Source organism: Paludibaculum fermentans (genome assembly GCF_051172195.1).
Taxonomy (GTDB): Bacteria; Acidobacteriota; Terriglobia; order Bryobacterales; family Bryobacteraceae; genus Paludibaculum; species Paludibaculum fermentans_A.
This window is the reverse complement of sequence record NZ_JBPJAQ010000002.1, coordinates 281,789-305,819: the sequence shown is the minus strand read 5'-3', so window position 1 is coordinate 305,819 and position 24,031 is coordinate 281,789. Positions and strand designations below refer to the sequence as shown.

At 63.0% G+C, this 24,031-nt stretch carries 24 protein-coding genes; 17 read left to right on the top strand and 7 right to left on the bottom strand.

Translation table 11 applies throughout. The annotated features are described in order from the left end of the window. Window positions 1-121 precede the first annotated feature (121 nt). The gene (locus ACR9Y2_RS27870; protein ID WP_435045151.1) at window positions 122-475 is read left to right on the top strand and encodes a helix-turn-helix transcriptional regulator; all 354 of its coding nucleotides are present in this window, start codon (window positions 122-124) and stop codon (window positions 473-475) included. Window positions 476-529: 54 nt separating this feature from the next. Here the strand turns inward: ACR9Y2_RS27870 and ACR9Y2_RS27865 are convergent, their stop codons facing one another. The 4 genes from ACR9Y2_RS27865 to ACR9Y2_RS27850 all read right to left on the bottom strand — a co-directional run bounded on the left by ACR9Y2_RS27865 (window position 530) and on the right by ACR9Y2_RS27850 (window position 3,711). Beyond that, the gene (locus ACR9Y2_RS27865; protein WP_435045150.1) at window positions 530-2,353 is read right to left on the bottom strand and encodes a glycosyl transferase family protein; all 1,824 of its coding nucleotides are present in this window, start codon (window positions 2,351-2,353) and stop codon (window positions 530-532) included. A gap of 70 nt (window positions 2,354-2,423) precedes the next feature. Continuing rightward, window positions 2,424-2,651: a hypothetical protein gene (locus ACR9Y2_RS27860; RefSeq protein ID WP_435045149.1), complete on the bottom strand. Its 228-nt coding sequence runs from the start codon at window positions 2,649-2,651 to the stop codon at window positions 2,424-2,426. Between the two features lie 98 nt (window positions 2,652-2,749). After that, window positions 2,750-2,974: a hypothetical protein gene (locus ACR9Y2_RS27855; protein ID WP_435045148.1), complete on the bottom strand. Its 225-nt coding sequence runs from the start codon at window positions 2,972-2,974 to the stop codon at window positions 2,750-2,752. A gap of 155 nt (window positions 2,975-3,129) precedes the next feature. After that, window positions 3,130-3,711, bottom strand: coding sequence for a helix-turn-helix domain-containing protein (locus ACR9Y2_RS27850; protein ID WP_435045147.1), 582 nt, complete (start codon window positions 3,709-3,711; stop codon window positions 3,130-3,132). A 186-nt stretch (window positions 3,712-3,897) separates the two neighbouring features. On the opposite strand from ACR9Y2_RS27850, the gene ACR9Y2_RS27845 reads away from it, so the two are divergent. The 9 genes from ACR9Y2_RS27845 to ACR9Y2_RS27805 all read left to right on the top strand — a co-directional run bounded on the left by ACR9Y2_RS27845 (window position 3,898) and on the right by ACR9Y2_RS27805 (window position 10,803). Beyond that, the gene (locus ACR9Y2_RS27845; protein ID WP_435045146.1) at window positions 3,898-4,521 is read left to right on the top strand and encodes a sigma-70 family RNA polymerase sigma factor; all 624 of its coding nucleotides are present in this window, start codon (window positions 3,898-3,900) and stop codon (window positions 4,519-4,521) included. A 135-nt stretch (window positions 4,522-4,656) separates the two neighbouring features. Next, the gene (locus tag ACR9Y2_RS27840; RefSeq protein WP_435045145.1) at window positions 4,657-5,676 is read left to right on the top strand and encodes a PhoH family protein; all 1,020 of its coding nucleotides are present in this window, start codon (window positions 4,657-4,659) and stop codon (window positions 5,674-5,676) included. Then, window positions 5,673-6,131 carry an rRNA maturation RNase YbeY gene (ybeY, locus tag ACR9Y2_RS27835; protein ID WP_435045144.1) on the top strand — a complete coding sequence of 153 codons (459 nt, stop codon included), beginning with the start codon at window positions 5,673-5,675 and terminating at the stop codon, window positions 6,129-6,131. Before ACR9Y2_RS27840 ends, ybeY begins: the two co-directional genes overlap by 4 nt. Then, a complete protein-coding gene (locus tag ACR9Y2_RS27830) occupies window positions 6,128-7,390 on the top strand; it encodes a hemolysin family protein (RefSeq protein WP_435045143.1) in 1,263 nt (420 codons plus the stop codon). Before ybeY ends, ACR9Y2_RS27830 begins: the two co-directional genes overlap by 4 nt. Window positions 7,391-7,421: 31 nt before the next feature. Further along, window positions 7,422-8,390: a GTPase Era gene (gene era / locus ACR9Y2_RS27825; RefSeq protein WP_435045142.1), complete on the top strand. Its 969-nt coding sequence runs from the start codon at window positions 7,422-7,424 to the stop codon at window positions 8,388-8,390. Between the two features lie 4 nt (window positions 8,391-8,394). Then, window positions 8,395-8,688 (top strand): BON domain-containing protein, encoded by a 294-nt coding sequence (locus tag ACR9Y2_RS27820; RefSeq protein WP_435045141.1) that lies wholly within the window; start codon window positions 8,395-8,397, stop codon window positions 8,686-8,688. 1 nt (window position 8,689) lies between these two features. Next, the gene (gene tsaA, locus ACR9Y2_RS27815) at window positions 8,690-9,487 is read left to right on the top strand and encodes a tRNA (N6-threonylcarbamoyladenosine(37)-N6)-methyltransferase TrmO (protein WP_435045140.1); all 798 of its coding nucleotides are present in this window, start codon (window positions 8,690-8,692) and stop codon (window positions 9,485-9,487) included. A 27-nt stretch (window positions 9,488-9,514) separates the two neighbouring features. Continuing rightward, on the top strand, window positions 9,515-10,297 hold the full coding sequence (locus ACR9Y2_RS27810; RefSeq protein ID WP_435045139.1) for a DUF6597 domain-containing transcriptional factor: 783 nt from the start codon (window positions 9,515-9,517) through the stop codon (window positions 10,295-10,297). A gap of 53 nt (window positions 10,298-10,350) precedes the next feature. Beyond that, on the top strand, window positions 10,351-10,803 hold the full coding sequence (locus ACR9Y2_RS27805; RefSeq protein WP_435045138.1) for a DUF6265 family protein: 453 nt from the start codon (window positions 10,351-10,353) through the stop codon (window positions 10,801-10,803). A 227-nt stretch (window positions 10,804-11,030) separates the two neighbouring features. Here ACR9Y2_RS27805 and ACR9Y2_RS27800 read toward each other — a convergent pair whose 3' ends face one another. Together ACR9Y2_RS27800 and ACR9Y2_RS27795 are read right to left on the bottom strand one after the other, a co-directional pair. Beyond that, the gene (locus ACR9Y2_RS27800; RefSeq protein ID WP_435045137.1) at window positions 11,031-12,473 is read right to left on the bottom strand and encodes a DUF1501 domain-containing protein; all 1,443 of its coding nucleotides are present in this window, start codon (window positions 12,471-12,473) and stop codon (window positions 11,031-11,033) included. A 5-nt stretch (window positions 12,474-12,478) separates the two neighbouring features. Continuing rightward, a complete protein-coding gene (locus ACR9Y2_RS27795) occupies window positions 12,479-14,998 on the bottom strand; it encodes a PSD1 and planctomycete cytochrome C domain-containing protein (RefSeq protein ID WP_435045136.1) in 2,520 nt (839 codons plus the stop codon). Window positions 14,999-15,041: 43 nt separating this feature from the next. Between ACR9Y2_RS27795 and ACR9Y2_RS27790 the strand changes: the two genes are divergently transcribed. From ACR9Y2_RS27790 to ACR9Y2_RS27760, 7 genes are read left to right on the top strand one after another with little or no spacing between them, the layout of a single operon-like run. Continuing rightward, window positions 15,042-16,424 (top strand): alpha/beta hydrolase family protein, encoded by a 1,383-nt coding sequence (locus tag ACR9Y2_RS27790; protein WP_435045135.1) that lies wholly within the window; start codon window positions 15,042-15,044, stop codon window positions 16,422-16,424. A 2-nt stretch (window positions 16,425-16,426) separates the two neighbouring features. After that, window positions 16,427-18,502 carry a M1 family metallopeptidase gene (locus ACR9Y2_RS27785; protein WP_435045134.1) on the top strand — a complete coding sequence of 692 codons (2,076 nt, stop codon included), beginning with the start codon at window positions 16,427-16,429 and terminating at the stop codon, window positions 18,500-18,502. Between the two features lie 13 nt (window positions 18,503-18,515). After that, a complete protein-coding gene (locus ACR9Y2_RS27780; RefSeq protein ID WP_435045133.1) occupies window positions 18,516-19,481 on the top strand; it encodes a hypothetical protein in 966 nt (321 codons plus the stop codon). A gap of 18 nt (window positions 19,482-19,499) precedes the next feature. Beyond that, window positions 19,500-20,522 carry a S66 peptidase family protein gene (locus ACR9Y2_RS27775; protein ID WP_435045132.1) on the top strand — a complete coding sequence of 341 codons (1,023 nt, stop codon included), beginning with the start codon at window positions 19,500-19,502 and terminating at the stop codon, window positions 20,520-20,522. A gap of 6 nt (window positions 20,523-20,528) precedes the next feature. Beyond that, entirely contained in the window at window positions 20,529-21,362 is an 834-nt protein-coding gene (locus ACR9Y2_RS27770) for an alpha/beta hydrolase (RefSeq protein ID WP_435045131.1), read from the top strand. Window positions 21,363-21,411: 49 nt separating this feature from the next. Further along, on the top strand, window positions 21,412-22,566 hold the full coding sequence (locus ACR9Y2_RS27765; protein WP_435045130.1) for a hypothetical protein: 1,155 nt from the start codon (window positions 21,412-21,414) through the stop codon (window positions 22,564-22,566). Beyond that, window positions 22,563-23,285 carry a hypothetical protein gene (locus tag ACR9Y2_RS27760; RefSeq protein WP_435045129.1) on the top strand — a complete coding sequence of 241 codons (723 nt, stop codon included), beginning with the start codon at window positions 22,563-22,565 and terminating at the stop codon, window positions 23,283-23,285. Before ACR9Y2_RS27765 ends, ACR9Y2_RS27760 begins: the two co-directional genes overlap by 4 nt. Here the strand turns inward: ACR9Y2_RS27760 and ACR9Y2_RS27755 are convergent. Continuing rightward, complete coding sequence (locus tag ACR9Y2_RS27755; protein WP_435045128.1) at window positions 23,257-23,937, bottom strand: SEC-C metal-binding domain-containing protein; 681 nt, start codon at window positions 23,935-23,937, stop codon at window positions 23,257-23,259. The two genes, ACR9Y2_RS27760 and ACR9Y2_RS27755, sit on opposite strands and share 29 nt — an antisense overlap. Window positions 23,938-24,031 lie beyond the last annotated feature (94 nt).

Genomic DNA, 24,031 nt, shown 5'->3' with positions numbered 1-24,031 from the left:
CCTTGACGGTCACATTTCGGCAATGAACTCCCTGGCGCGGGATCTCCTTGCCACACCGGACGGTATTTATATCGAACGGAGAATTCTCAGTCTGCCTGACTCGGAGGATGGAGCGGGCCGTTTGGTTCAAATCGAACGGTCCGCCGGCCAGGCGCCCCTGCTGGCGTGGGTCACCCCTATGGTCAACGGTGCACCTACTCCCAAGTTTCGGGCAGTCGCCCTGGTGGATCCGGCCCGCCGTCAGCTGACAGCGTCCGCGACCCTCGAAGCGACTTTCCGTTTCACGAAGGCGGAGATGAGGTTGGCTGAACAGATGATGAACGGAAAATCCCCGGCCGAAGCGGCGCAGGCGCTGGGCATTACCATTCATACTGTTCGGACTTACCTGAAGCGGCTTTATCACAAAGCAGGGGTCCGGACCCAGGCTACGCTGGTGCGGCGGTTGTTGCAGGCTGCCCAGGCGCTGCCGGCCTGAAGCTCGCGGCTCTGACCACCTGAGCTTCGCCGCCCGGCATGCCCGGATCTGCGCCTACAGGAATTCCTTGTGCAGCGACTTCAAGGCACTCGGCGTGACCAGGTGGAAGCGGATGTGAAGCCGCGTAAAGCGCTGCAGCGAAACGTGCATCTCATCGCTGGGGATGCGCGGAGAGGCTACGTCCAGGGCGCCATCCTGGATCCGGAACGGCAATACGCCCCACTCCCGCATCACTCTCTGCGGCAGCGAACGGGCAACCCGCGCCGTCACCACGGCGAAGCCGATCTCGGCCGTCGGCAGGCACTGCTGGATGCCCAGCACCTGATAAAGCCTTGCCTCGGTCAGTAACCCCAATTCCACCAGATAGTTACCCAGCAGCGTACCGGGCGGCCTCGCAGCCAGCGCCTGGTCTATCTCCAACTGGGAACAATCGCCCATGCTCACCAGCAACTCGCCCAGGCGGCGTTTGTGGGGCATCAGCGCCTCCCGGCTGGGATAACAGTGCTCCGTCTTCAGCCACCGCAACGGCTCATGCTTCCAGTAGTGCCGCAGCCACAGCCGCAGGGCCGCCAGGGTCGCGCGGGTATTGATCCAGTTCCCCCACAGCATGCGGAGCGGTACGCCTAAAGCAAACAAAATGCCGTAGATCCTGGCAACCGCCGAGGTTCTCACCACCAGGCGGGCGGTCAGCAAAGAAGCGTTCACCAGCAGCAGCCCCAGCATGCCCGGTGTGGAGTGAACCAGTGTGCGCAGCGGCCACTCGCGATGGGCCGACGTGTTGACGCACCACGACACCACGCCGTACAGCAGGATCAGATTGCATAACAAACTCAACGGGTTGCCCCAGATCCCCTTGCGATCACGCCACAGGAACCAGCGCTGTACCCAGGGGCTGGGCAAATCCTGCCCCCAGCCGAATCGTTCCCAGGCCTGCAGGGCATTCCCAGTCACCCAGCGGCTGCGCTGCCGCATCGCCTGGGCCGCCCGCCGGGGGAAGTATTCCCTGGTCGCCACCAGACTACCTCCGGCCGTCTCCAGCGGCAGCATGGCCTGTCTGCAGCCCATCCGGAACATCCGTAGTCCGTTGTCGTAGTCCTCGGTCAACGAGCCCGGGTTGAAAATACAGTTCTGGCTCGCCTCGGCCAATTGATCCAACGCCTCCCGGCGGAAAGCAGTCCCCACGCCGCAGCCCGGCAGGAAGCCGCCCAGCTGGACGCGAGTCTCCAGGTCCTTTCCCTGGCTCTCGGCGAAGTCGTCGCAGTAGACACCGTGCGTCCACTCGCGCAAGGCGGTGGGCAGCGCCAGCACCGGAACCTGGATCATGTCGTACACGGTCGAGTATTGGCTGATGCGATGAAACGACTGAGGATGGATGAGATCCTCCGCATCGTGCATCACCACCACGTCAAACTTCAGGTCGTGCTGGTCCTCGTGCAGCAGCATCCGCTGCCGGATCCAGTTCAGGCAATCCGCTTTCGAGGTGGGACCGTCGTGCGGCACTTCCGCGAGGTGGACCCGCGCATGCCGCCGCGCCAAAGCCAGCACGGCGCCGCGCGTGGCGGCATCGTTCTGGTATACCCCCACGAATACCTCATAGTCGCGGTAGTCGATCGCCGACAGGTTGTGGTCCAGCATTGGACCAATCACCTCCGCTTCCTGCCACAGAGGAATGTAGACGGCAATCGTCGCAGTTGGGGAATCGGAGGAGAGGGACGGAGGGCAGCGCCGCAGTTTGCGCCAGAGCCAGCAGACATCCAGGACCATGTCGTCCAGACCGCTGGCCAGCAGATAAAGCCCCAGCGGAAGCAGGGTGGCGGCGGCGAGACGGGCCAGGCTCTGATCGGCAGCGCCCAGCCACACTTTGAGAATCTCCAGCACTTCTCCCAACTAGTGCCGGGAGCGCCGGAATTCTCTTACCTATTTCACAGCCGCCACTCGAATCACAAAACTACTTGGCGGCCGGAGCGCCTTCCAAGGTCTTCTTCTCGTGATAGTACTTGCCGACTTCCGTCAGGGCAGGAGCGTCCTTCGTCGGCTTCGCACCCTTCTCATGACAGGTCGCGCAGGGCTTCTTTTCTTTCTTCTGGTAGGCCGGTGTAGCGGAAGAGACGCCCATGGTGGCAAAGATGGCGGCCACAAGCGTGGCTGCCGGCAGAATCAGACGGAGTGCTTTCATATTTTCTCCAATGCGTGGCCGAACTTAGCGGTCCACGCGGATTTTAACATTTCGCCCAAGGCCGATTCAGCCGGCCATCCTCATCAGGCAGCGGTCCGTTACTTCTTCGGTGCACCCTCGAGGGTCTTCTTTTCCTTGTAGAATTTTCCGACCTCGTTCAGAAGCGGAGCTTCCTTCGTCGGAGCCTTGCCCTTCTCGTGACACGTGAAGCAGGGCTTCTTTTCCTTGCTGCCCATCTCTTTCGTCGCGAACGAGAGCCCGCTGGTGGCGAGGAAGGCAGCCACAAGCGTGGCGGCCGGCAAAATCAATCGAATAGCCTTCATAGACCTGAATCTCCTTAATAGTGCCGCTGGTCGCAGCATCCCCAATATATCACCGCTTTACAAGATGCATCCCAGGCCAAACGCGTTACTAGTCCAGTTTCGGGGGATCCAGCATCCCCCGCGAAAGGTATGACTGTTTTCTCAACAGTCGACCCCTACAGCCGCGGCGGAGTGGTCACCACGATCGCCGTCGCCGGCTCACTCCCCATCGCCCGGTACCCGTGCGGCTGCGACCCATCGAAGTACGCACTGTCACCCTGCTTCATCTCGATCTCTTCTTCCGCGTACGTAATCGCCACCGCGCCGTTCAACACGTAGAGGAACTCGGCCCCGTCGTGGACATGGTCACTCACTTCCTCGCGCCGCCGCGGCTCAATCGTCGCCAGGTACGCCTGCATGCTCTTCTCCTGCGTCGAGAAAGCCAGGCATTCAAAGAACCATGCCGGCGACGGCGCATCCGCCCGGTCTGGAAATCGCATCCGCTCCGCCGCCCGGATCACCGAACACAACGACCGCTTCGTCCGGTTCGTAAAGAAATGATCCAGCCCCACATCGAACACCATCGCAATCCGCGCCAGCGTCGGCAGCGTCGGCACCAGTTTGCCGTTCTCCAACTGCGACAGCATCGAGGCCGACAGGCCGGTGTGCTTGCCCAGGTCCACAAGCCCGATCTTCTTCCTCAAACGCAGGTGCCGCAGCTTGCGGCCAAGATCATACGAGGAGAGTACTCGCTGCACCGTTTCCGGGCCCGTCTCCTGTGTCACTGAATCTTGTTTTAACTGAACTGAATCCGACGGGCTGCTATTTATTTGCACTGAAGTTCATTTTATCCAGACATACAATCGTTGCGCAACTCCTGTTAGTTTAGAGTTGGCGGCCGGGCTGCTGTTCCACCCTGACCCGCCAGACAAGAGGGCTCCAGCTTGGATCGAATCTACAATCCCGTCTATGCAGGCGTTCCCGACAGCCACTTGGTCTCGCTCGCCCAGCGCGGCGATAACGAAGCCTTTGGTGAATTGATTGAACGGCATACAGCCATGGCCAAGCGCATGGCTTACTCCGTCCTGCGCGACGAGACCAATGCCGAGGACGAGGTCCAGAACGCTTTCTGGAAGGCCTATGAGCATATCGGTCAGTTTCAACAGGACGCGAAGTTTTCCACCTGGCTGTCGCGCATTGTCGTGAACGAATGCCTGATGCGCCTGCGCAAGGATCGCCGCGTGCGCCTCACTTACCTGGACGACGGCCTGGACGGGGAGGAGACCGTGACGCTCGACCTGCCGGACCTGGCCCCGACGCCGGAATCGGCCGTCGCCAAGACCCAGGTGGGCGCCGTCCTGCGCGAGGAGATCCGCAAGATCCCCACCCTCCTGCGCGACGTCTTCATCCTGCGGGAAATGCAGGAGTTGCCCATGCAGGAGGTGGCCGGCAAACTGGGCATCACGGTCGCCGCCGCCAAGAGCCGCCTGCTGCGCGCCCGGCTGGAACTGCGGGCCCGGCTGGATCGCCACTGCGGCCGGCAGGGCGCCGCCACGCTCACCGCCTAGTCTCGCGGATGTTGTTGAGTCCGCACCCCCGGAGCGGCGCCAAAGTCGAACGCGCCGCTCCTGGAATTACTGGATAGTGCTATATTGGGGCAGAATGCCAGTCCGGGCCTTGCGCGGAGCCTTCCGCATCCTTCGATGAAAGCCCGCGTCCCCCTCATCCGCGGCCTCGAGTCCTTTTTTGGTACCCGAGACGAGAACATCCGTCTACTGGAGTCGGGCCTCTCCGTCACCACGCGCCTCACCCACGATGCCTTTGAGATCGAAGGCGACGACGCTCAGGTTGGGCGTGCCGAACAGATCATTAAGGAATACGTGGCGCTGATGGAAGGCGGCACGAAACTGTCCGGCGAGGACGTCAACAGTTTCCTCAAGATTCTGGTCTCCGACCCGACGGCCAGCCTCAAGCTGCTCTCCGAGAGCGGCAAGTCCCGCAACTTCGGCAAGAAACGCATCAATCCGAAAACCCCGAACCAGCGCGCTTATCTGGACATGATTGAGCGCAATGACCTGGTGTTCGGGATCGGACCGGCCGGCACGGGCAAGACTTACCTGGCCGTGGCCATGGCCGTCTCGGCCCTGCTCAATAAACAGGTTACGCGCATCATTCTCACCCGGCCGGCGGTCGAAGCCGGGGAACGCCTGGGCTTCCTGCCCGGCACGCTGCAGGAGAAGATCGACCCCTACCTGCGCCCGCTCTACGACGCCCTGTTCGACATGCTGGATACGGAACGCGTGGAAAAGTCGCTGGAGCGCAACGTGATCGAGGTCGCTCCGCTGGCCTTCATGCGCGGCCGTACGTTAAATGACAGTTTCATCATCCTGGACGAAGCCCAGAACTGCACTGCGGAACAAATGAAGATGTTTCTCACGCGGCAGGGTTTCAATTCCAAGATGGTAGTCACCGGGGACCTGACCCAGATCGACCTGCCAGTGGGCCGCCGCTGCGGTCTGAGCGAAGCCCTGGAAGTGCTCCGCGGACTCGACGGAGCCGGTTTTCTGTATTTCGACGAGCGCGACGTGGTGCGGAACCCCCTGGTGCAGCGCATCGTGAAAGCATACGAAAAGTACGGTGAACAGAATGGTACGGGCCGTCAATTGTCCCTGAAGCTGGCTGACGGTCAAGTGCCGCCCGAAGAGCCGAAACCCGGCGCATGAGCCCTGAGCCTTTACTGATCTTCGAGACGCGGACGCGCGGCCTCAAGCGCCGTGAACTCCAGAAGTACGCATGGGAACTGCTGCGGAACCTGGCGCCCGGACGCTCGTATTGCGCGCTGGTCACCGGTGACGAGGAACTGCGGCGGCTCAACAACGAGTTCCGCGGCCAGGACTACGCCACCGACGTTCTCTCTTTTCCCTCCGATAGCCCGGCCGGGTCGCTGGGCGATATCGCCATCTCCGTTGACCGCGCCGCCGCCCAGGCCGCCGAACACGGACACGATACACCCACCGAGATCCAAATCCTGCTGCTGCACGGCCTGCTCCACCTGCTGGGCCACGACCATGAAACCGATAAGGGTCTTATGCGTCGCCTGGAAGCAAAGTGGCGCCGGAAACTCGGCCTGCCGACTGGCCTCATCGAACGCTCCGGCCGCAAAAGGGGAAAGCAGTGATCTTCCTGCTGGCCTTCATCCTCTCCTGCGTACTCTGCCTGGTGAGCTTCATCCAGGTGCTCTACCTGGAATCGCTGCGCCTGCGGACGCGGGAATTCGAGGCGCTGGGCTATTTCAAAGACACGCTGCAGGAGAAACTGGGCTACGAGACGGAGCAGGGCGCGTTCGTTTATTCCCTGATCAAGCACAGCCTGCTGGTCTTCGCCGGGTCGGCCTTCGTCGCCGCCGCTGCCACGCGCGGCGAGGACTGGAAAGGGCTGCTGGAAGGCTTCGTCGTCGGCTGGCTGGTCATGATGATCGCCAGCTACATCATTCCGCAGGCGCTCTACCGCCGTTCTTCCGGCCATTGGGCCCTGCCGCTGGTGCCGCTGCTGCTCTTCCTGGCGCTGCTGTTTAAACCGCTGACGGCCTTCCTCGGCTTCCTGCAATCCGTCTTCGAACTCAGCGAGCCCGGCTCGGACGAGGAGAAGCAGGACCCGTCGGAAGAGATCGAGGCCCTCATCACGGCCGGCGAGGAAGAAGGCATCATCGAGAAGGAAGATTCGCGGCTCATCCAGAACGTCGTCGCCTTCGGCGACAAGAAAGTGCTGGAAGTGATGACCCCGCGCCGCGAAATCGTCGCCATCGAAGCCAACGAACCGCTGCAGGCCCTGCGCAAACTGGTCAAGGAGCAGCAGTTCTCCCGCATTCCTGTCTTCGAAGGCGACATCGACCACATCAGCGGCTTCATCCACGTTCGCGATCTGTACGAACTGGACGACGAGCAGCGCAAGACAAAGTCCCTCAACGATCTCATCCGGCCCATCCAGCCGGTCCCCGAGATGAAGCCCGTGCCGAAACTGCTGCGCGAGATGCAGGAACGCGGCATCCATATTGTTTATGTCGTCGACGAGTACGGCAGCGTCGCCGGCCTGGCCACCATGGAAGACCTCGTCGAAGAGGTCTTCGGCGAGATTCGCGACGAACACGAACCGCAGCACGACGTGTTGCGCGGCAACGACGGCTCCATCACGGTCTCCGGCTCGTTCGACGTCGATCACCTGCAGGAACTCTTCGGCTACCGGCCCGGCGAGGACATCCAGTCGACCACCGTCGGTGGCCTGGCCAGCGAATGGTACGGAGCCGTACCCGCGGTGGGCACTATAGTGGAACAGGATGGGCTGAAGATCGAAATCCTGGCCGCGGACGATTTCCGGGTCGACAAAGTCAGGATCAGGGCCGCGGATCCGATCTCGGATCCCGAAGTGGAAACCGCCTGAAACAGCCTCCTGTGTGCGAGGCAGAGATTGCATGAGTAAGAACAGAAGTAAGAGCAAACAGAAACACCGTTCGGGCTTTGTGTCGATCCTGGGCCGGCCCAATGCCGGCAAGTCGACCCTGCTGAATGCCCTGCTGGGCACAAAACTTTCGATTGTCGCCGATAAGCCGCAGACCACCCGCACCACGGTGCAGGGCGTGCTGACGCAGCCCGAGGCGCAGATCGTCTTCGTCGACACCCCTGGCATTCACGACGCGGACACCATCTTCAACCGCCGCATGATGGAGTCGATCAAAGAGGCGCTGGAAGAACGCGACCTGCTGCTCTACCTCATCGACGGTACGCGCCGTCCGGGCCCCGAAGACGAAAAGTCGCTGGAACTCATCAAGGACACCGGCACCAAGGTCTTCGCCCTCTTCAACAAGATCGACCTCATCGACAAGAAGAACGACCTGCTGCCTGTGATCGAGGCGTTCAGCAAACTGCGCGAGTTCACTGAGTACTTCCCCATCTCCGCCGAAACCGGCGAGGGGCTGGAAGTGCTGCGCGCCGCCATTCTGGAGCAGATGCCCGTCGGCCCGGCCTATTACCCGGAAGACTACATCACCGATCAGCCGGAGCGGTTCATGGCCGCCGAGATCATTCGCGAGAAGATCCTGCTCACCACCCGGCAGGAGGTTCCGCACTCCGTCGCGGTGCTCGTCGACGAGTGGAAGGAAGAGGGCCGGCTGACGCGCATCACGGCCACCATCCACGTGGAGCGGCCCGGACAGAAAGCCATCATTCTGGGCGCCCGCGGAGCGCTCATGAAACAGATCGGCACCGAAGCGCGGCTCGAGATCGAAAAGTTGCTGGAGAAGAAGGTCTTCCTCACACTGTTCGTAAAGGTGAATCCCAAGTGGCGCGAAAACGAGTCGTTCCTCAGGGAGCTCGACTGGCGCGCAATGATCGGAGGAGAGGCCTCCACTGCAGCCGATTCAGAGGATAATAAGGGGGAGTAGCGACATGCGAATCCTATCCCTGTTTCTCGTCTTTTTCTTCCTTTTCCAGACGGTCGCCGTCTTTGCTGACGACAAGGTCACCGACGACATGGTCTACAACGCGGTCCTTCGCAAGCTGGCGAACGATCCTGATGTGAAGGGCGGCACGCTGGTGGTGGAAGTGAAGGAAGGGACCGTCACGATCAAAGGCTCAGTCGAAAGCGACAAGCTGAAGGCCAAGGCCGAACGCATCACTAAGAAGGTGAAGGGCGTCAAAGGCGTGGTGAACGAGCTGGTCGTCAAACCTCGCGGAGCTTAGCGTGAGTGTTGAGTTTGCTGTCCGCCCCGTGGGCTATGTCCGGTCGGAAGTCCTCGACAGGAAAGCCATGCCCACCTGGGGCGCCACGGCCGCCGTCGAAATCCTGCCTGAATTTGCCGATGCCCTGCTGAAGATCGAGAAGCACTCGCATCTCTGGATCTTCGGCTGGCTGGGCCAGGGCCGGGACGAACGGCATGTCCTGCAGGTGATCCCGCGCGGTTATGTCGATCGCAGCCCCAGCGGCCTGCACGGTGTGTTTGCCGTGCGCTCGCCCGCGCGGCCCAATCCCATCGGCCTCACCGCCGCCCGCGTCATCGCCCTCGATGGCTTGACCATCCGGCTGGACCGTCTCGACTTCATGGACGGCACCCCCGTGCTGGACATCAAACCCTACCTCGCCACCCGCGACATCATCTTCTCAACGAATTACGGCCAGTTGGGCCAGGCCCGCACCCGCGAGGACCTGCGCAATTCGCTGATGACCCAGGCCGTACAGTTCCACGGCCAGCGCAAAGGCGACCTGGCGCTGGCAGTCCGGATTATCGAGCACTACCGGGCCACGCGCTTTGAACTGGGCGATCCGGGCCACTACCCCGTCACCGCACCCATCGACCGGCCAGTCCTGCTGGACGGGCTGATGGGCATCACACGCTCGACACCCGGCCGCGGCAACCTGCACTTCGGCCCGTCCGGCCTGGTCCAGCTGGGCGGCATCACCTACCGGTTGATCGTTCCTGACACGGCTGATGCGGAGAAAGTGCTGCACGCACCCGAAGAAACTCTGTTCGACGCTTCTTGACCCGTTTTTCCGGTTAACATTCAGTTGATGCGCTACGAGGAGCACCGGCCCAGTCCGGCCCTGGCTGCCGCCGTGGACTGCTACTGGACCCTGGCCGGCGCCGGGGATGGATCCGTACAGCCCATCCTGCCCGATGGCCATTGCGAAGCCGTGCTCCATCTGGCCGACCCTCCACGCCGGCTGCTCCCCGATGGAACGGCCCTCCACCAACCGCGCGGACTCTGGATCGGCCAGATGGAGTCGACCGTCCTGCTGCAGCCCGCCGCTCGCCTCAACGTGTTTGGCATCCGCTTCCGGCCCGCCGGAGCCTGGATGCTCACCGGTTGGCGCCAGGCGGAAACCACCGGACGAATCCTGCCACTGGACGAAATCTGGGGCTCGCCGTTGGGTGAGCAACTGGGCAATGCGCGCGGCACGGCGGAACGGATCTTAGTAGTGGACCGCTTCCTGATGGGGCGCCTTCGAAAACCGGCCGCTTCGGCGATAGAGGCGGCGCTCCGCCAACCGCGCCTGCGGGTGGAAGAGCTCGCCCGCCAGTCCGGGTGCAGCCGCAGGCAGTTGGAACGGTTGTTTCAGGACCAGGTGGGGTTGAGTCCGAAGAGTTGGTCCCGGATCCGCCGGATGCAGCACAGCCTGCACTTGCGGCGGCTGCATCCGAGGTGGAACTGGGCGCGCATCGCGGTCGAAGCCGGTTACTTCGACCAGGCCCACATGAACAGTGATTATCTGTCCCTGGCGGGCGCGCCTCCTGCCCGGCTGGTCGGGAGCCTCCCCGGTATGGGAGAACATCTCGCCCGGCCGGACCGCTGAAAATGTCGCATTTCTCCAATGCGCTCGCGGTCTGTGCGGCTAGACTACTGCTTATGCGAAAACTACTGCTGCTTCTACTGCCCGCCGCCCTGCTCGGCGCCGATGCCAATCAACTCGACTGGATGGCCGGCTGCTGGACCTCGCAGGGCGGCCCCGTGCGGGTCGACGAACAATGGAGCCTGCCCGTGGGCGGCATGATGTTGGGGTTATCGCGAACCGTGAAGCAGGACAAAGCCGTGTTTCACGAGTTCATGAGGATCGAAACCAAACAGGGTGTGATCACTTACACGCCGCGCATCGGCTCTTCCCAGGCACCGGTGGCGTTTACATTGATCAAACAATCAGGGGATGAGGTGGTGTTCGAAAATCTGGCCCACGATTTCCCCCAGCGGATTCTCTACCGCCGGACCGCCGATGGCCTGGCCGCCCGGATTGAAGGCTCCCGGAACGGCAAGGAACAAGCCGTCGACTTTCCCATGCAGCGCACGCGCTGCGAGGCGCGTTAGCCCAGCCCAAGAACCTTGGAGATGACCCAGCCACTCAGCAGTCCGCCGATGGCCGAGACAATCACGAGGTCCCGAATCATCTCTTTCATGGTGCTCATTTCCCTACTCTCCTCTTGACGCTCACTTAGATATGCGCGTTCCAATTTGGAAAGAGATCAGGAGCTCATGAAAAAAGATTTACAGGCGCGAATTGACTAGCGCTTGCAACGGATTCGGGCATTCCCAGGCTACGCGAGAGCCTTTTTGACCACCTCGCCCTCGACGTCGGTGAGCCGGAAATCGCGGCCCATGTGGCGGAAGGTCAGCTTGGTATGATCGAAGCCCAGGCGATTCAGGATGGTCGCCTGCAGGTCGTGGACATGCACCTTGTCCTCCACGATGTTGAAGCCGATGTCGTCCGTCTTGCCAATCACCTGCCCGCCCTTGATGCCGCCGCCCGCCATGAACATGGAGTAGGCCAGAGGATGGTGGTCGCGGCCGGCGTTCTCTGGATCCTGCGTATTGCGGATCTCCACCATCGGCGTCCGTCCGAATTCCCCGCCCCACACAATCAGCGTCGAATCCAGCAAACCGCGCTGCTTCAGGTCCTTGATGAGGGCGGCCGTGGGCTTGTCTGAGATGTCGCAGTTCTTCTTGAGGTCGCGGTTCAGGTAAGTGTGCTGATCCCACGAGGCGTGCATCATCAGCACGAAGCGCACCCCACGCTCCACTAAGCGGCGAGCCATCAGGCAGTTGGTGCCAAACTGCTTCGTCTTGGGATCATCGATGCCGTACATCTCGCGGATGTGGGCGGGTTCCTTCGACAGGTCGGCCATCTCCGGAGCCGCGCTCTGCATGCGGTAGCCCAGCTCATAGCTGGCGATGCGCGAGGCGATCTCCGGATCCCCGGTCTCGGCCATGTGCTCCTGGTTCAGGTCGCGGATCGCGTCCAGCGTGGCGCGCTGCGTCTGGGCCGCCACGCCTTCCGGATTCGACAGATACAACACCGGATCGCCCGAGTTGCGCAGCACGGTGCCCTGGTAGTGCGAAGGCAGGAATCCGCTGGAGAAGTTCGATGCGCCGCCGCTGGTGCCTACGCCCGAGGTCAGCACCACGAAACCAGGCAGGTTCTTCGACTCGCTGCCCAGGCCGTAGAGCGACCACGCCCCAATCGTCGGGCGGCCAATCTGGATCGAACCCGTGAACAGCAGCAACTGGCCCGGATGGTGGTTGAACGCCTCGGTGTACATCGACCGCACCAGGCAGATGTCGTCGGCGCAGGAAGCGATGTTCGGGATGTAGTCGGAGTACTCGATGCCCGACTGGCCGTACGGCTTGAACGTGCGCGGGCTGGCCAGCACCTTGGCGTCTTTCTTGATGAACGCCAGGCGCAGTTGCGAGGTGAGCGACTCCGGCAGGGTCTGGCCACTGATCTTCTGCAGGCCCGGCTTGGGATCGAACAGATCCATCTGGCTGGGCGCGCCTTCCATGAACATGAAGATCACGTTCTTGGCTTTGGCGGGCAGCGGCGGCAGCTTGGGCAACAGCGGATTGTCCGCCGGACCCGAGGCCGCGCGGCCTTCCGCCCCCAGCAGGTGGGCCAAGCCCATCGTGCCAATCCCACACCCGACCTCACGCAGGAATCGCCGGCGGTCGCGCAGGGCTCGAAAATCGTTTTCGTCGCGAATCATGGTGGCTACTCCCTGGTAATGAATTCTTCGAGATTCAGCACAGCTCGGGCGGCCGTCGTCCAGGCGGCGTTCTGCGGCTTCAGCGGCAGCAGCGCCGCGGCCTGTGCCTGGTCTTTGGCCATCGAGGTGGCCTGCTGGTCGATCAGCTTCTGCACGCGTTCCCGTTCCCGGGAGGAAGGATCGCGGCCCAGCGTGAGCTCGAACAGGTAGTCGATGCGGCGTTCCGGCTGCGCCTCCTGGTTGACGCGCAGCGCCAGCGCCTGGGCGGCCTCGTAGAACACGGGGTCGTTCATCAGGTTCAGCGCCTGCAGCGGCGAGTTCGACTGGCGGCGGCGCGAGCAGGAGACGTTCGAATCCGGCCGGTCGAAGTTCATCAGCATCGGGTAAGGCGTCGTGCGCTGGAAGTGGATGTAAAGGCCGCGCCGGTAGCGCTTCGCGTCCTCATCGTTCGTCCACTTCACACTGCCGGCATAGCCGAGTTCGGCCACGCCCTTGGGCTGCGGCGGATGCACGCTGGGGCCGCCGATGTCGGGGTTCAGCAGCCCGCTGGCCGCCAGGGCGGAATCACGGATGCTCTCCGCTTCCAGCCGGACCCGCGACTGCCGGGCCAGCAGGACGTTCTCCGGATCCTTCTCCTTCAACTCGGGCCGCACACGGGAACTCTGCCGGTAAGTGGCCGAGGTCACGATCGTCCGCAAGGCGTGCTTGACGCTCCAGCCGTTGTCCCGGAAGTCGCTGGCCAGCCAGTCGAGCAGTTCGGGATGCGACGGCTTGTCGCCCTGGGTACCGAAGTCCTCTGAGGTCTTCACGATGCCGCGGCCGAACAGGTCCTGCCAGAGGCGGTTGACGGTGACGCGCGCCGTGAGCGGATTGTCTTTGGAGACCAGCCAGCGGGCCAGCGTCAAACGGTTCTTCGGAGCGCCGGCCGGCATGGGCGGCAGCGCGGCCAGGGTCCCGGGCTCCACTTCAACGCCGGGGGAACGGTAGTCGCCCTTGATGGCGACGTGAGCCGGCTGCGGCGCGGCCAGTTCGGCCATCACGTTCGCCTCAGTCAGTTTGGGCTGGCGTTCGTCCAGCCGGGCGATGCGGCGGCGCAGGTCGCGGATGCCCATCAGGCGGTCGCGATCGCGATCCTTCAGCGGTCCGGTGTTGGCGATGAACCAGTGGAAAACGGCATCGGCATCGCGCTCTGAGCGTTGGTCCGGAGGCGTCTTCAGGATCTCCTGGAAACGGTCGAACATGGTGATGACGGCCGAGAGCGAGAAATCCCATTCGAGATCCTTGCCGGGGGTGTCCATGGCCGCCCGCATATAGTTCTCCCACTCGGTCTGCAGTTCGTCGACGTCGTACAGCTTTTTCAGCGACGCCACCTCTTCCAGATAGGCCGGACGCGAGCGCATCCAGGGGCCGGTCTCGCCCGGCATCGGCGCGTTGATGTCGACTTCATCCGAGCGGTTGAAGAAGGCGAACATCGAGTAATACTCTTTCTGGCTGATGGCGTCGTACTTGTGGTCATGGCACTGCGCGCAGCCCATGGTCAGCCCCAGCCACACGGTGCTGGCCGTGTTGGTGCGGTTGATGAGCTGGTCGAAGCGGTTCTCCTTGCGGTCGACGCCGCCCTCGCGATTGGTGAGCGAGTTGCGCTGGAAGCCGGTGGCCACCAGTTGCTCAGTCTGCGCCTGGGGCAGCAGGTCGCCGGCGAGTTGCTCGATGGTGAACTGGTCGAACGGCGTATCGCGGTTGAAGGAGTCGATGACGTAATTGCGCCAGCGCCAGGCGTAGGGGCGGACCACGTCTTTCTCATAGCCGTCGCTGTCGGCATAGCGGGCCAAGTCCAGCCATTTCTTGGCGCGCTCCTCGCCGTAGTGGGAGGAGGCCAGCAGGCGGTCCACCTGGCGCTCATAGGCGTCGGGACGGTTGTCGGCCAGAAACGCCTTCACTTCGTCGGGCGTGGGCGGCAGGCCGGTGAGGTCCAGCGACACGCGGCGCAGCAGGCTGGTTTTGGAGGCTTCGGGGGAAGGCGTGAGGTTTTCCGCCTCCAGCCGGGCTAAAACGAAGCTATCGATCGGGTTGCGGGCCCAGCTCTTGTTGCGCACGTCCGGAGAGTCAGGATGGCGAATAGGCTGGTAAGCCCAGTGGGCGGGACGGGCGGCCTTGGCGGTCTTCTCCGCGCGAGGCCAGTTGGCGCCGGCATCGATCCAGGCTTTGATGGAAGCGGTTTCGGCTTCGCTGAGCGGCGCCCCGACGGGCGGCATCATGAAGCCTTTTTTGGTACTCGTGATGCGCTGGAACAGCTTGGATTCATTGCTCTTTCCGGGCACGATGACGGGACCCGAGTAGCCTCCGGCCAGGGCCGCGTCGCCATCGTCCAGGCGCACGCCGTTCTGCGCCGATTTGCCGTTGTGGCACATCAGGCACTTGCGGGCAAAGAGCGGTTGGATGTCCGCTGAGAAATCGGGCTTCGTCTGGGCAGACGCAGCACCAGCCGCCACAATGGCGGCCCATAGTATACGGGCGCCCCTCATATGCTCTGTATTCTATACCCGGAGCGCTTGAAGGTCAGGCCCCATGCAAGGCTATGATGACTTCATGTGTCTCTTCCGACATGCGGCTCTGATAGTCCTTACCAGCCTCCTGGCGATGGGACAGGGGCCGGGCATCGAGGGCAGTTGGGAAGGACCGGTACAGACAGGCCGCGGCGCTGTGCGGCTGCGCGTGCACGTCACCCGGGCGGCCGACGGCTCATTGGCCGCGAAGATGGATGTCCCCGAACAGGGCGCGTTCGGCCTGCCGCTGAGCGAGGTGACGTTCACCAACGGCCGCTTTCATTGGGAGATGACGGCGATCAATGCCGGCTTCGACGGCCAGATGAACGAGGCGGGCGACGAGATCGCGGGCACCTTTCTGCAGGGCAAGGAGCAACCGGTGACGCTGAAGCGGACGCAGGCTCCCTCCGGACGCCCGCAGGAGCCCAAGCCGCCGCTGCCTTACAAGAGTGAAGACGTGACCTTCCCCAGCAAAGCGGAAGGCGTGACGATGGCCGGAACGCTCACGGTGCCGCCGGGCAAGGGGCCTTTTCCGGCGGTGATCCTGATCACCGGCTCGGGCCCGCAGGACCGCGACGAAGCGCTGATGGGGCACAAGCCGTTCCTGGTGCTGTCGGACTATCTGACGCGCCACGGCATCGCCGTGCTGCGCTACGACGACCGAGGGGTGGGCCAGTCCACCGGTAAGTTCGCCGGCTCGACCACTACCGACTTCTCGCGGGACGCCGAAGGGGCGCTCGACTACCTGCGCAAGCGGCCGGAACTGAATGCCGCCCGCATCGGCCTGGTCGGCCATAGTGAAGGCGGCATCGTGGCCCCGATGGTGGCGGCGCGCCGGCCGGAAGTGGCGTTTGTCGTATTGATGGCCGGCACCGGCGTACCCGGGCAGGCCGTGATGCTGTTGCAGGCCGCGCGGATCAATGCGGCGTCCGGCGTGTCCAAGGAAGTGAGCGATCGCAACGCCGATTACCAGGCCAAGATCTTTGCCGTGCTGGCCGAGGAGAAGGACGATGCCGCCGCCGAAACCAAGCTGAAGGCAGTGCTGGCGGGCATCCCCGGAGCCGAGTCGCAGGCGCGCGGTTTTGCCTCCGCCTGGATGCGCGAGTTCGCTTTCTACGATCCCGCGCCCACGCTGCAGAAGCTGCGCTGCCCGGTGCTGGTGCTGAACGGCGAGAAAGACCTGCAGGTGATCGCCGATCAGAACGTCCCGCCCATCGAAGCCGCGCTCAAAAAGGGCGGCAACAAAGACTTCCGCATTGTGCGCCTGCCCGGACTCAATCATCTGTTCCAGACCGCCCAAACGGGCCTGGTGCAGGAGTACGGCCAGATCGACGAGACGCTGGCGCCCGTCTTTCTGGAGACAATCACAACCTGGATTCGCCGGCATACCGGACTGGAGAAATAGTCATGAGAACCGTCCTTGCCCTGCTCGCCTGCGCCGCCTGCGCCCAAGGCGCGATGAGCAGGCCTGTGGCCAGCTACGACATCAAGGCCACGCTCGACACCAAGTCACACATCATCACCGGGCATGAGGTGCTGACGTGGCTGAACGACTCGCCGGACACCGTGCCGGCGCTGCGCTTTCACCTTTACATGAACGGGTTCAGCAACTCGAAGAGCACGTTCTTCAAGGAGTCCGGCGGACAGTTGCGGGGCGACAAGTTCAAGGGCGACGAATGGGGCTGGATCGACATCAGGAAGATGGAGCAGGGGGGTGCGGACCTCACCAGCGCGATCCGCTTCATTCATCCCGATGACAATAACGCCGACGACCGGACGGTGATCGAGGTCCAACTGCCGAAGCCGGTGAAACCGGGCGAGACGATCCAGGTCAACATCTCGTTTGAGACGAAGATGCCCATGGTGTTCGCGCGAACGGGTTTCCACAAGGACTTTTACCTGGGTGGGCAGTGGTTCCCCAAGCTCGGCGTGTGGGAGACGGCGGGCTTCCGCTACTCCACGGCGGGCGCCTGGAACTGCCATCAGTTTCATGCCAACAGCGAGTTTTTCGCCAACTTCGGGCGGTATCATGTCGAGCTCACCGTGCCCTCGGAGATGGTGGTGGGCGCCACCGGCGAGTTGAAGGGTAAGACGGAGAGCCGCGGCCGGACCACCTATACGTTCGAGCAGGAAGACGTCACCGATTTCGCCTGGACCGCGCAGCCGACCTATTTGCGGGAAGAACGCATGTTCGTCGCCAGTAAGGAGACCACGCCGCAGGAGGTGGCCGCCGTGGCGAAGCTGCACGGCATCCCGGAGAGCGAAGCGCAGCTCAGCGACGTAAAGATGATCGCGCTGGTCCAGCCGGAGCATCGCGAGCAGATGGAGCGGCACTTCGCTTCGCTGCGGGCGGCGCTGAAGTGGTTTGGCCTGTGGTACGGCCGGTATCCCTATAAGACGATCACGGTGGTGGATCCGCCGGCCAATGCGGCAGGCTCCGGCGGCATGGAGTATCCGACTTTCATCACGGCCGGCACGACGTGGAAGCTGCCGCCGGAATCGCACCTGCTGGAAGAGGTGACGGTGCACGAGTTCGGGCACCAGTTCTGGATGCAGCTGGTGGCGACGAACGAGTTCGAGGAATCGCCCATGGACGAGGGCTTCAACACGTATTCGACGACGAAGGTGATGGACAAGGTATTCGGCGGCATGGGTGAACTGCCCATCAAGCTGCTGGGCGTGGACATGTGGAAGCTGCTGCGGTTCCCCGGGCTGAGCGACAACTCGCTGACCCGGGCGCAATTCCTGGTCTTCCCGGCCGGCGACAACATGCTGCGCCCGGCCTGGCAGTATTACAACTCGAGCAGCTATAGCATCAACTCCTACCCCAAAATGGGCGTGACGCTGGATTCGCTGGAAGGGTATCTGGGCCACGACACGATGGCGCGCGTCATGCGGACCTACCATCAGCGCTGGCGCTTCCGCCATCCCACGGCGCGCGATTTCCAGAAGGTGGCGAACGAGGTTTCGGGCCAGAACCTGGACTGGTTCTTCGATCAGTTCTTCTTCGGCAACCGGTTGCTGGACTACAGCGTGGGCGATGTGACGAGCAAGGAGCAGAGGAGTCCGCTGGGGGCGCTGGAGCGCAACGGCAAGCGTGTGGTCGTCACCCGCAAGGAAGCCGAGGCGCAGGACGATAAGAACGACGACAACAAGGCCTTCAAGAAGCAGTATGAATGCACGGTAAAGGTGCGGCGGCTGGGCGACGCCACGGTGCCGGTGGAGGTGTGGATCCACTTCAAGGACGGCGGGACCGAGAAACGCACCTGGGACGGGCAATACCGCTGGGTGAAATATACGTTCCTGCGGGGAACAGAGATCGACTGGGTGCAGGTGGATCCGCAACGCAAATACGAGCTGGACGTCAGCTATGCCAACAACAGCTGGCAGGCGGACTATAACAAGCGGCTGAGCACGACCTGGACTATGCAGCTATTGTTCTGGATCCAGAACCTCTCGCTGTGGATGACCTCGCTCGCGTAGGGGGATAGACGTCATGACGGTATTACAGGCAATTTCCGGCGCGGCCGGGCGCGTATCCCTGCGCAAGCGGATGATTGTGGCGTACTGGTTCTTTCACACGCTGATGGCGGCGTTCGTGGCGGTGCCGCTGATGGGCGTCGCGATCTCGAACCTGAGCCACAGCCGGTATGGTTCCGAGCTGGTGAAGGGGTTCGACATCGCCTGGCTGGTGGAGCTCTATTTCTATGTGCAGGGCAGCCCGCTGAGCGCCATCGTGCCGACGCTGCTGCTGGCGGTGTTTCTGCTGTTCATGGGCAGCATCTTTCTGGCCGGCGGCGCGGTAAAGATGCTGGTGTACGACGGTCCTGATTACTCGCCGCGCATGTTCTATGAAGGCTGCGGACGCTACTTCTGGCGGTTCCTGCGGCTGACGCTTTACTCGCTGCTCTTCTATGGCAGCGTGCTGATCCTGCAGCGGATTCTCCGCAAACTCGCCGAGAAGGCGTGGGGCGAGGGGATGGAGGATCACCAGCTGATCATTGCCGGCTGGGTGGTGAGTGGTCTGACGATCGTACTGTGCGGCGTGGTGAGCACGGCGATGGATTACGCCAAGGTGCGGCTGGTGTCGGATGACAGCCGCAAGAGCCTGCGGGCGGCCTTCGGCTCGATGCGCCTGGTGTTGACCCACCTGGGCAAGACGATGGGCGCGTGGCTGGTGCTGATGGTGATCCTGGCCGTATTCGTGGGCCTGTATCTGCCGGTGTCCAACTGGCTGCAGGGCGGCGGCGCGGGCAAGGTCCTGGCGCTGATCGTGGTGCAGCAGTTGTACGTGTTCAGCCGCGTGTGGCTGCGCATGATGGCCTGGGGTACGGCGGCGGAGCTCGATCCGTTTGTGCGGCCCAAGCCGCTGCCTCCGCCGGAGCCGGTGTATGTGCCGGTGGCTGTTGAGCCGGAGCCGCCGGAGTTCGCGGCCGGCGCCGAGGCCGAACCGGAAGTCTAGAATAGAAGCTCCATGAGCATGAAACGACGCTCCTTTCTCGGGGCACTGCCGGTCGCGGCGGCGGCTGCCCCCAGTTCCCTGCCCCTGCTGCGGCCCAAGGTCCTGAAGCCCGGCGACACGGTGGGGCTGATTACGCCGTCGACGTATGTCTCCGATCCGGACCGCCTGCTGCTGGCGCGGCGTACCATCGAGTACTTCGGCCTGAAGGCGAAGTTCGGGCGGGCCGTCGGCAAGCGCGAGGGCTACCTGGGCGGGCCCATTCAGGACCGGGTGGAGGACATCCACCGCATGTTCCAGGATCCGGAGGTGAAGGCGATCTTTTGTATTCGCGGCGGCTATGGCGCGGCGATGCTGCTGGACCGCCTGGACTACGACCTGATCCGCCGCAATCCGAAGATCTTCCTGGGCTACAGCGACATCACGGCGCTGCACCTGGGGATCCATAAGAAGTGCGGGCTGGTGACGTTTCACGGGCCGGTGACGCTGTCGAAGTTCACCGACTACACGCAGGCCAACTTCCGCAAGGCGCTGTTCGAAACGAAGCCGATGGGGAAGCTGACCAATCCGCCGGAGAGCAATACGCTGCGGCCGCGGCATTTCACGCGCACGATGCAAGGCGGGAAGGCGAGCGGCCCGCTGGTGGGCGGCAACCTGTCGCTGATCTGCTCGACGATGGGGACGCCGTTCGAGATCGAAACTGAGGGCAAGATCCTCTTCATCGAGGACGTCGACGAGCAGCCCTACAGCATGGACCGCATGCTGACGCACCTGCGGCTGGCCGGAAAGTTCAGCAGGATCAAAGGACTCGTGATCGGCGAGTGCGCCGACTGCTCGCCGCGCGACTACAAGCCGTCGTTCGATTCCACTTTCTCGCTGGGCGAAGTTTTGGATAACATTCTGGGGGACCTGAAGGTACCCGTGGTGACCGGCCTCACCATTGGCCACACCGAGGATCAGTTGACCCTGCCGCTGGGCATTGCGGCAACGCTGGATGCCGATGCCGCCAGCCTGACGATCGATGAGCCCGCTTTGACCGAATAGGACACTATGCGATTTGTACTGTTGCTCTCCTTTGTATGCTGCGCCGCCTGGGCGCAGGGACCGAAGACGGAACTGCTGTATCCCAATGGAGCTCCGGGCGCGATGGGAACCGAGGCGCTGGACCAGCCTTCGCTGACGGCGTACCTGGCGCCGAATCCGAATGGCGCGGCCGTGATGGTGTGCCCGGGCGGCGGGTATGGCGGTCTTTCGATGGAGAAGGAAGGGTCGGCTGTAGCGGAGTGGTTCAACTCCTTCGGCGTTTCGGCCTTTGTCCTGAAATACCGGCTGGGGCCGAGGTACCACCATCCGGCGATGCTGGATGACGCGCGCCGGGGCATCACGATGATCCGCACGCGAGCGAAGGAGTTTGGAGTGGATCCGGCGAAGATCGGCGTGATGGGCTTCTCGGCCGGCGGCCACCTGGCGTCGACCCTGTCCACTCATTTCCGGGCAGGCGAGCGGCCCGACTTCGCGGTGCTGGTCTATCCGGTGATCTCGTTCACAACGCGCTATACGCACAGCGGCTCAATGTTCAACCTGCTGGGCAATCCGCCGGATCCCACCCAGGTGTGGGATCTTTCGAACGAACTGAAGGTGACGGCGCAGACGCCGCCGACGTTCCTGTTCCACACCAGCGGCGACACGGGTGTGCCGGCGGAGAACAGCATTCTCTATTACCTGGCGCTGCGTTCGGCTGGAGTGCAGGCGGAGTTGCACATCTATCAGAACGGTCCGCATGGCGTAGGTTTGGCGAAGCAGGATCCTGTTCTCTCCACCTGGCCGGCCCGTCTTAAGGATTGGATGATGGTTCGGGGCTTGATCCCGGCGCCCGCCAGATAGAAGATAATGGCGTAACGCGGCTTTCACACGAGCCGTCACTGGAGGTGGGATGGCGCGCGCCTGGATTCTCTATTTCTGTCTGGCGTCGGCTGCCTGCGCCCAGGAGCAACAGCAGCCGGACCCACAGACGACTCAACGGCCCGTCAGGCCCGACGTCAAGGAAGACGACCCGGGCCGGCCAGTTCTGCGCCGCGGCGGTGCGGCGAAGAAGCGCGAAGAGGTGGCGCCGCCGGAATCCACTTCCACCAATCCTCCTCCGGCCGCTCCAGCACCCACGACCGCGCGGCCTCCAGTGCGGGAAGTGGTGGTGGGCGAAGACGGAACGACGGAGACGGTGGTGGCGGATCGCACCCGCCGCAATCCGTCCGATGAACTTGTCGAGAAGGCTCGCGAAGCGGCGTTCGATTTCGACCAGGGTCTGCCCAACTTCATCTGCGACCAGTTGACCAACCGCTACCGCAGCAAGACCCTGAAGCCGGACTGGAAGTATCAGGACCGGGTCCAGGTGGAGCTCGTTTACGTCAACAACCGCGAGGATTACCGCAACATCCGGATCAACGGTAAGGCGGTGAAGAAGGGCAGCCCGGAGGATTCGGGCACATGGTCGTCGGGCGAGTTCGGCACCATCCTGATCGACGTCTTCCATCCGAACACGAAGGCCGTGTTCAAGGTGCGCGGCAGTTCGATGGCGGCCGGCGTCGATGCAAAGGTCTATGACTACTCGGTGCTGCAGGAGAATTCGCACTGGCAGGTGCGCTTCGGGCGTACGGTGAAACCGGCGTATAAAGGCGCGGTGTGGATCGACCCGAAGACGGCGCGGGTGTTGCGGATCGAGATGAACACGCGGCGGCTGCCGTCGGATTACGAGATCGACACGGTGGAGACGGTGGTCGACTACGGCTGGGTGAACATCAGCGGCCAGCGCTTCCTGCTGCCGGTGAAGAGCGAGAACCTGGCCTGCTTCCGGGGCGGCTTCGATTGCGTGAGAAACGAGATCGAGTTCCGGAACTACCGTAAGTTCGCGGTTGAGTCGCAGATCATCACGACGGACAGCGACATCTCGTTCCCAGAGGCGGAGGATCCGAAGAAGGGCACGGGCGGCACGGCTCCGCCGTCGATTACGCCAGAGGCGACCAAGCCCAAGACGGGCGATCCGAAGAAACAGCTCATCAGTTCGGCCTCCGGGCTTCCGCGGACGAAATGACCGGGACCATCCTGCTGCTGGCGGCAATGGCCGCGGCTGAGCCGGGCATCGAGAAGTCGCGCGCGTATGCCTTCGAATGGCTGAAGCAGCTGCCCGACTTCCTATGCGAGCAGTCTGCCCAGCGCATGAAGGGCACGGGGCGGCGGGACGACTGGCGCCTGGTGGACATCCTGGATACGGAGGTGAGCTACTCCGGCGGCCGGGAGCGTTACCGGTTGCTGCGCCGGAACGGTACACCGGTGACTGGGGATCGCATGGTGGGGACGCGCAACATGGGGTCGTCGGGCGAGTTTGCCACGGCGCTGCGTTACCTGTTCTCGCCGGACGTGGCGGCCGAGTTCCGGTTCAAGGGCACGGACAAGGTGCGCAAGCTCAAACTGCTGCGTTTCCAGTACGAGGTGAAGCGGGAGAACTCGCACTGGTCGATTGGGATCCAGTCGATGTATTCGCCTGGCTACACGGGTAGCGTCTGGGTGGAAGAAGAGACGGGCCGGATTCATCGTCTCACCATGGAAACCAAAGACTTCCCGGCCGAATTCCCTGTGCGGTCGTCCTATTTCCAGCTGGATTACACAGAGGCGGAAATCGGGACACAGTCCTACCTCATGCCCAGCATCAGCGTGCTGGAAGCCTGCGACCGGCAGGGGTTTTGTGACCGGAAAGAGATCCGGTTTTCGAACTATCGCAAGTTCAGCGCGGAATCCCAATTGGTGCCGTAAGCGGCGCCTCCGGTTCCGGATTGGACTGCAGCACCGCGGGGGCGTTGCGGCCGCAGCAGCGCTTATATTTCTCACCGGAGCCGCACGGGCAAGGGGCGTTGCGTGGGGTGGAGGACTCGGAATTGGGTTCGTCCGTTCGATTCGGCCGCAGCACAACGACCTTGGGTGGGTTCTGCTTCGCCACCTGGGCCCTCAATTTACGCAGCCCCTCGCAGGCGCGTTCGTACTGGCGTTCGAATCTGGCTTCGTACGTCAAAAACCGGTTGAAGGCCGCTTCAGAGTGGAGCGCTTCGAAGGCCAGGGCCTGCAGCAGGCGGGGCGAGGCGTCGGGACGGGTCTCGGCAATCTTCGCAATGCGTTCGCACAGCAGCAGTTCCTGGTGCAGGCGGACGCGGCGCAGGCGCCATTCGGCGTCGGCCATTTCGCGGACATAGCGTGCGGACGAAAGATCGTCGACGGCGAAGTGGCCGGAGAGTTCGGCCAGCAGGCCGGCGAATTCGACGGGGTCGTCGCCGGGCAGCAGCACGGATTGTGAGCGGAATCCGAAGCGCAGGTTGTTGCGGGCAGAGCGGGCCTTGCCCTCTTCCGAGCGGGGCCCGGTGGAATGAAGCGCGTTTTCGCGGTTCGCGTCGATCTGAGCATTGGTAGCCATCAGTCAGTCCTCAATCAGTCGAATGGAGTATTTGGGCGGCGTACAGCCTCCCATACATCCATTTTTCCGGACGGGCACCAAGGCTATTCCGGCA

Excerpts from the sequence above, each read along its gene's own strand:
- ACR9Y2_RS27860 (WP_435045149.1), bottom strand. The coding sequence starts at position 2,651 with ATGAAAGCACTCCGTCTGATTCTGCCGGCAGCCACGCTTGTGGCCGCC.
- ACR9Y2_RS27855 (WP_435045148.1), bottom strand. The coding sequence starts at position 2,974 with ATGAAGGCTATTCGATTGATTTTGCCGGCCGCCACGCTTGTGGCTGCC.
- ACR9Y2_RS27840 (WP_435045145.1), top strand. The coding sequence starts at position 4,657 with ATGAAAGCCCGCGTCCCCCTCATCCGCGGCCTCGAGTCCTTTTTTGGT.
- ybeY (WP_435045144.1), top strand. The coding sequence starts at position 5,673 with ATGAGCCCTGAGCCTTTACTGATCTTCGAGACGCGGACGCGCGGCCTC.
- era (WP_435045142.1), top strand. The coding sequence starts at position 7,422 with ATGAGTAAGAACAGAAGTAAGAGCAAACAGAAACACCGTTCGGGCTTT.
- ACR9Y2_RS27820 (WP_435045141.1), top strand. The coding sequence starts at position 8,395 with ATGCGAATCCTATCCCTGTTTCTCGTCTTTTTCTTCCTTTTCCAGACG.
- ACR9Y2_RS27810 (WP_435045139.1), top strand. The coding sequence starts at position 9,515 with ATGCGCTACGAGGAGCACCGGCCCAGTCCGGCCCTGGCTGCCGCCGTG.
- ACR9Y2_RS27805 (WP_435045138.1), top strand. The coding sequence starts at position 10,351 with ATGCGAAAACTACTGCTGCTTCTACTGCCCGCCGCCCTGCTCGGCGCC.
- ACR9Y2_RS27800 (WP_435045137.1), bottom strand. The coding sequence starts at position 12,473 with ATGATTCGCGACGAAAACGATTTTCGAGCCCTGCGCGACCGCCGGCGA.
- ACR9Y2_RS27795 (WP_435045136.1), bottom strand. The coding sequence starts at position 14,998 with ATGAGGGGCGCCCGTATACTATGGGCCGCCATTGTGGCGGCTGGTGCT.
- ACR9Y2_RS27790 (WP_435045135.1), top strand. The coding sequence starts at position 15,042 with ATGCAAGGCTATGATGACTTCATGTGTCTCTTCCGACATGCGGCTCTG.
- ACR9Y2_RS27785 (WP_435045134.1), top strand. The coding sequence starts at position 16,427 with ATGAGAACCGTCCTTGCCCTGCTCGCCTGCGCCGCCTGCGCCCAAGGC.
- ACR9Y2_RS27780 (WP_435045133.1), top strand. The coding sequence starts at position 18,516 with ATGACGGTATTACAGGCAATTTCCGGCGCGGCCGGGCGCGTATCCCTG.
- ACR9Y2_RS27775 (WP_435045132.1), top strand. The coding sequence starts at position 19,500 with ATGAAACGACGCTCCTTTCTCGGGGCACTGCCGGTCGCGGCGGCGGCT.
- ACR9Y2_RS27770 (WP_435045131.1), top strand. The coding sequence starts at position 20,529 with ATGCGATTTGTACTGTTGCTCTCCTTTGTATGCTGCGCCGCCTGGGCG.
- ACR9Y2_RS27765 (WP_435045130.1), top strand. The coding sequence starts at position 21,412 with ATGGCGCGCGCCTGGATTCTCTATTTCTGTCTGGCGTCGGCTGCCTGC.
- ACR9Y2_RS27760 (WP_435045129.1), top strand. The coding sequence starts at position 22,563 with ATGACCGGGACCATCCTGCTGCTGGCGGCAATGGCCGCGGCTGAGCCG.
- ACR9Y2_RS27755 (WP_435045128.1), bottom strand. The coding sequence starts at position 23,937 with ATGGCTACCAATGCTCAGATCGACGCGAACCGCGAAAACGCGCTTCAT.